Annotated in this window: 4 protein-coding genes and 1 pseudogene; 3 read left to right on the forward strand and 2 right to left on the reverse strand. The window is 72.6% G+C overall.

Going from position 1 to position 4,101, the window contains the following annotated elements; translation table 11 throughout:
* The coding region (locus ACWGIU_RS31685) for a GntR family transcriptional regulator (RefSeq protein WP_453711560.1) at positions 1 to 503 on the reverse strand (503 nt) is incomplete at its 3' end.
* Here ACWGIU_RS31685 and ACWGIU_RS31690 point away from each other — a divergent pair.
* A pseudogene (locus ACWGIU_RS31690) lies at positions 502 to 1,413 on the forward strand (DMT family transporter); the annotation flags it as partial. The gene ACWGIU_RS31685 and the pseudogene ACWGIU_RS31690 sit on opposite strands and share 2 nt — an antisense overlap.
* 66 nt (positions 1,414 to 1,479) lie before the next feature.
* The gene (locus ACWGIU_RS31695; protein ID WP_030387130.1) at positions 1,480 to 1,677 is read left to right on the forward strand and encodes a DUF1918 domain-containing protein; all 198 of its coding nucleotides are present in this window, start codon (positions 1,480 to 1,482) and stop codon (positions 1,675 to 1,677) included.
* A gap of 1 nt (position 1,678) precedes the next feature.
* Here the strand turns inward: ACWGIU_RS31695 and ACWGIU_RS31700 are convergent, their stop codons facing one another.
* On the reverse strand, positions 1,679 to 2,929 hold the full coding sequence (locus tag ACWGIU_RS31700) for a glycoside hydrolase family 10 protein (protein ID WP_453711561.1): 1,251 nt from the start codon (positions 2,927 to 2,929) through the stop codon (positions 1,679 to 1,681).
* 139 nt (positions 2,930 to 3,068) lie between these two features.
* Here ACWGIU_RS31700 and ACWGIU_RS31705 point away from each other — a divergent pair, with 139 nt between their 5' ends.
* Positions 3,069 to 3,962, forward strand: coding sequence for a 3-hydroxybutyryl-CoA dehydrogenase (locus tag ACWGIU_RS31705; protein ID WP_453711562.1), 894 nt, complete (start codon positions 3,069 to 3,071; stop codon positions 3,960 to 3,962).
* Positions 3,963 to 4,101 lie beyond the last annotated feature (139 nt).

Genomic DNA, 4,101 nt, shown 5'->3' on the forward strand with positions numbered 1-4,101 from the left:
CCGATCTCCCGGGCGAACCAGTCGCGCAGCTCGGGCAGCCCCTCCAGGGGCGGCCGCCCCCAGGCTCCGGGCCGCCGTCCGGCCCGGGCCAGCGCGGCCGCCATGGCCCGCTCGGGCTGGAGGGAGTGGTGCAGGTAGCCGCCGTTGAGCTCGATCACCCCGGGGGGCGGCGCGGCCAGCGAACCGAGCACCCCGGTGGCGTCGACGGAGCGCGGGACGATCTCCCCGGCCCCCTCGGCGCTGAGCGCGACCTCCTGCCAGGAGGTGTCCCCGGGTGCGGGGGCCGCCGTACGCGGTGCGGCGCGGAAGACCCCCGCTCCGGGCCGGGTGACGACGAGGCCCTCGGCGGCGAGCTGCGCGAGGGCCCGCGAGACGGTGACCGGGCTGACCCGGTAGCGCTCGACCAGGGCCCGGCTCGACGGGAGCTTTCCACCAACCGAGTAGCGGTTGATTTCGGATCGCAGGGATTCTGCCAGGCTCGCCACACTGTTACGCTCGTACATGACAGCCCAGAATAGCGCTACTCTCGCGACCACGATAGCGGTCAACAACCCGGTACGCCGGGGTACCGTCCTCGCCCTGCTCGGTGTCGTCGCCTTCTCGCTGACCTTCCCCGCCACCGCCTGGGGACTGGAGAGCTTCGGCCCGTGGTCGCTGGTCGCGCTGCGCAGTGTCCTCGCCGCCGCCATCGCCGGGGTCTTCCTGCTGGCCAGGCGGGTCCCCCTGCCCGCCCGTGAGCACTGGCCGGGGCTCGCCGTCGTCGCCGCCGGCGTGGTCGTCGGCTTCCCGATGCTCACCACCCTCGCGCTGACGACCTCCACCACCTCGCACGCCGCCGTGGTGGTCGGCCTCCTGCCGCTGACCACCGCCGCGCTGTCCGCGCTGCGCACCGGGGCCCGTCCCTCGCGCGCCTTCTGGGCCGCGGCGCTCGCCGGGGCCGCGGTCGTGATCGCATTCGTCGTATGTGACGGCACGCTCGCGCAGGTAGGCGGCGCCCTCTCGGCGGGCGACGCCTACCTGTTCGGCGCCCTGCTGGTGTGCGCCGCCGGGTACACCGAGGGCGGCCGCCTCGCCCGGACGCTGCCCGGCTGGCAGGTGATCGGCTGGGCGCTGGTCCTGTGCCTGCCGCTCAGCCTGGCCGGTTCGCTGGCAGGGCTCGCGTTCGAGCCGGTGCACCTCACCGGCCACGGGCTCGCCGGGCTGATCTGGGCGGCGGCCGGCTCCACCTTCCTCGGCCTGTACGTCTGGTACCGGGGCATGGCCGAGATCGGGGCGCCGCGGGCCAGCCAGCTCCAGCTCGCCCAACCGCTGCTGACCCTCGTCTGGTCGGTGGCCCTGCTGGGCGAGCGCCTCTCCCCCGCCGCACCGGCCGCCGCCTGCGGCGTACTCGTCTGCATCGCGGTGACCCAACGGGTCAAACAGCCCCATGACGACCTAAACTGCAAGCACCGGATCGGACCGCCACCGAGGAGGTCAGTTATGCGCGCGACTGAGGGCGACCAGCTGGTGCAGCACGGCAGAATCGTCGGACAGCACGACAAGGTGGGCGAGATCACCCAGGTCCTGGGCGAGAACGGAACCCCCCCGTACCGGGTCCGCTTCCAGGACGGACACGAGGCACTGATGGCTCCCGGACCCGACTGCACGGTCCGCCACCCCGCAGAGCCCCCTCACTGAATCAGCGCCGGGACGCCGCCGATCGGTAGTGGTCGGCGACCACTCGGGCCATCGCCCCGTTGGGATCCGCGGCCACCTGCTTCGCCGAGAAGTAGACGGGGCCGCGGACCTCCGGGTACGCGCGGGCGAACGTGAGGTGCTTCGACAGCTCCCCCGGATCGCGCCAGGCCTCGGTGGGGCTGTCCGCGTCGCAGCGGTACAGGGCCTCCCCCACGTACAGGTCCACGTCCGTACCGGCGACGGTCCGCGCCCACCAGGGCACGACGTCGGCGTAGTCGGCGGTCGGATGCCCGATGTGCCAGTACGCCTGCGGCACGATGTAGTCGATCCACCCCTCCCTGACCCACTTGCGGGTGTCCGCGTACAGGTCGTCGTACGTCCCCAGGCCCGCGCGCGTCGGTGAGCCGGCCGGGTCCCGGTCGGAGTTGCGCCAGACGGCGAACGGGCTGATGCCGAACCGCGGCGCCGGCCGGAGCGCCCGTACCCGTGCGGACATCTCACGGACCAGGGTGTCGATGTTGTCGCGGCGCCAGGCGGCGCGCGAGGCGAAGCCCGCCCCGTACTCCTCGAAGGCATCGTCGTCGTCGAAGTACTCCCCGGGCACCGGGTAGGGGTAGAAGTAGTCGTCCCAGTGCACGGCGTCCAGCGGGTAGCGGGAGACGGCGTCGAACATCGCGTCCTGGACGAAGCGCCGCACCTCGGGCAGGCCGGGGTTGTAGTAGAGCTTGCCGCCGTACTCCACCGTCCAGCCGGGGTTGCGCCGCGCCGGGTGCGAGGACGCCAGCCGGTCCGGGTCGGCGTGGTTGGCCACGCGGAACGGGTTGAACCAGGCGTGCAGCTCCAGCCCGCGGGCGTGCGCCTCCTTGACGGCCGTGCCCAGCGGGTCCCAGCCGGGATGGACTCCCTGCTCCCCGGTCAGCCACTGCGACCAGGGCTCCAGCTTCGAGGGCCAGAGCGCGTCCGCCGCCGGCCGGACCTGGAGGACCACCGCACCGAGACGCCGCTCGACCGCGGTGTCCAGGAGGGCGAGCAGCTCCGCGCGCTGGCGCGCCGCGGAGAGTCCGCTCTCGGAGGGCCAGTCCACATTGGACACCGAGGCGATCCACATTCCGCGGAAGTCGGCGGCGCCGGCCCGCCGCCCGGGGATCCTCGCGGACGTCCGCGGCGCCGCGGCGGCCGACCCGGCCCCGGCGGCGGCGGCGACCACCCCCACGGCTCCGGCCAGCAGCACCCGTCGACCGATGTACGTCATGTGACAGCTCCGTTTCGCTGAGTGACATTACGTGATGTCCGTCCAGCATGCCCGCCCCGGCCCGCCGCCCGGCGCAGGGTCGGGAGTAACGTCGGGGGGCGTGGCGGGCGCCGGAATCGTACGGGGGACCCGCCGACGGATGAGCTGCGAAAGGCACGAAGTGACTGACCTCCCTTCCGACATCACACGGGTCGGCGTAGTGGGCTGTGGCCAGATGGGCGCGGGTATCGCCGAGGTGTGCGCCCGCAGTGGCCTTGAGGTCAAGGTCGCCGAGACCACCGGCGAAGCCCTGGAGATCGGCCGTACCCGGCTGCACAACTCGCTGACCAAGGCCGCCGAACGCGGCAAGATCAGCGAAGAGGAGCGGGACGCCACCCTGGCCCGCCTCAGCTTCACCACCGACCTCGGCGAGTTCGCCGACCGTGACCTCGTCATCGAGGCGGTCGTCGAGAACGAGCAGGTCAAGACGGAGATCTTCCAGGTCCTCGACCAGGTGATCACCCGCCCGGACGCGATCCTGGCCTCCAACACCTCCTCGATCCCGCTGGTCAAGCTGGCCGTCGCGACCTCGCGGCCGGACCAGGTCATCGGCATCCACTTCTTCAACCCGGCCCCGGTGCAGAAGCTCGTCGAGCTGATCCCGGCGCTGACCACGGGCGAGGACACGGTGAAGCGCGCCGAGGCCCTGGTGCGGGACGTGCTTGGCAAGCACGCGGTCCGCGCCCAGGACCGCTCCGGGTTCGTCGTCAACGCGCTCCTCGTCCCGTACCTGCTGTCCGCGATCCGGATGTTCGAGTCGGGCATCGCCAGCCGCGAGGACATCGACAACGGCATGGAGCTGGGCTGCGCCCACCCGATGGGCCCGCTCAAGCTGTCCGACCTGATCGGCCTGGACACCATCGCGTCGATCGCCGACTCGATGTACGCCGAGTACAAGGAGCCGCTGTACGCCGCTCCCCCGCTGCTCCAGCGCATGGTCGACGCCGGCCGCCTGGGCCGCAAGACGGGCGCGGGCTTCTACCCGTACGGCTGATCCGTACGGCCGGACCCACGACCGCCCGTCGGACGGAACCCTGACCGGCCCGTCGGCCGGACCTACGGCCGGCCGAGCCGGAGGTGGTGCAGCAGGAGCAGCCCGGCCGCCATGTTGGCGGCCGGGATCTCCCCGCGGG

The sequence above is a fragment of the Streptomyces sp. NPDC054840 genome (genome assembly GCF_053611065.1).

Bases quoted from the DNA above. Each gene is read 5' to 3' on its own strand.
- ACWGIU_RS31695 (WP_030387130.1), top strand. From the start codon at position 1,480: ATGCGCGCGACTGAGGGCGACCAGCTGGTGCAGCACGGCAGAATCGTC.
- ACWGIU_RS31700 (WP_453711561.1), bottom strand. From the start codon at position 2,929: ATGACGTACATCGGTCGACGGGTGCTGCTGGCCGGAGCCGTGGGGGTG.
- ACWGIU_RS31705 (WP_453711562.1), top strand. From the start codon at position 3,069: ATGAGCTGCGAAAGGCACGAAGTGACTGACCTCCCTTCCGACATCACA.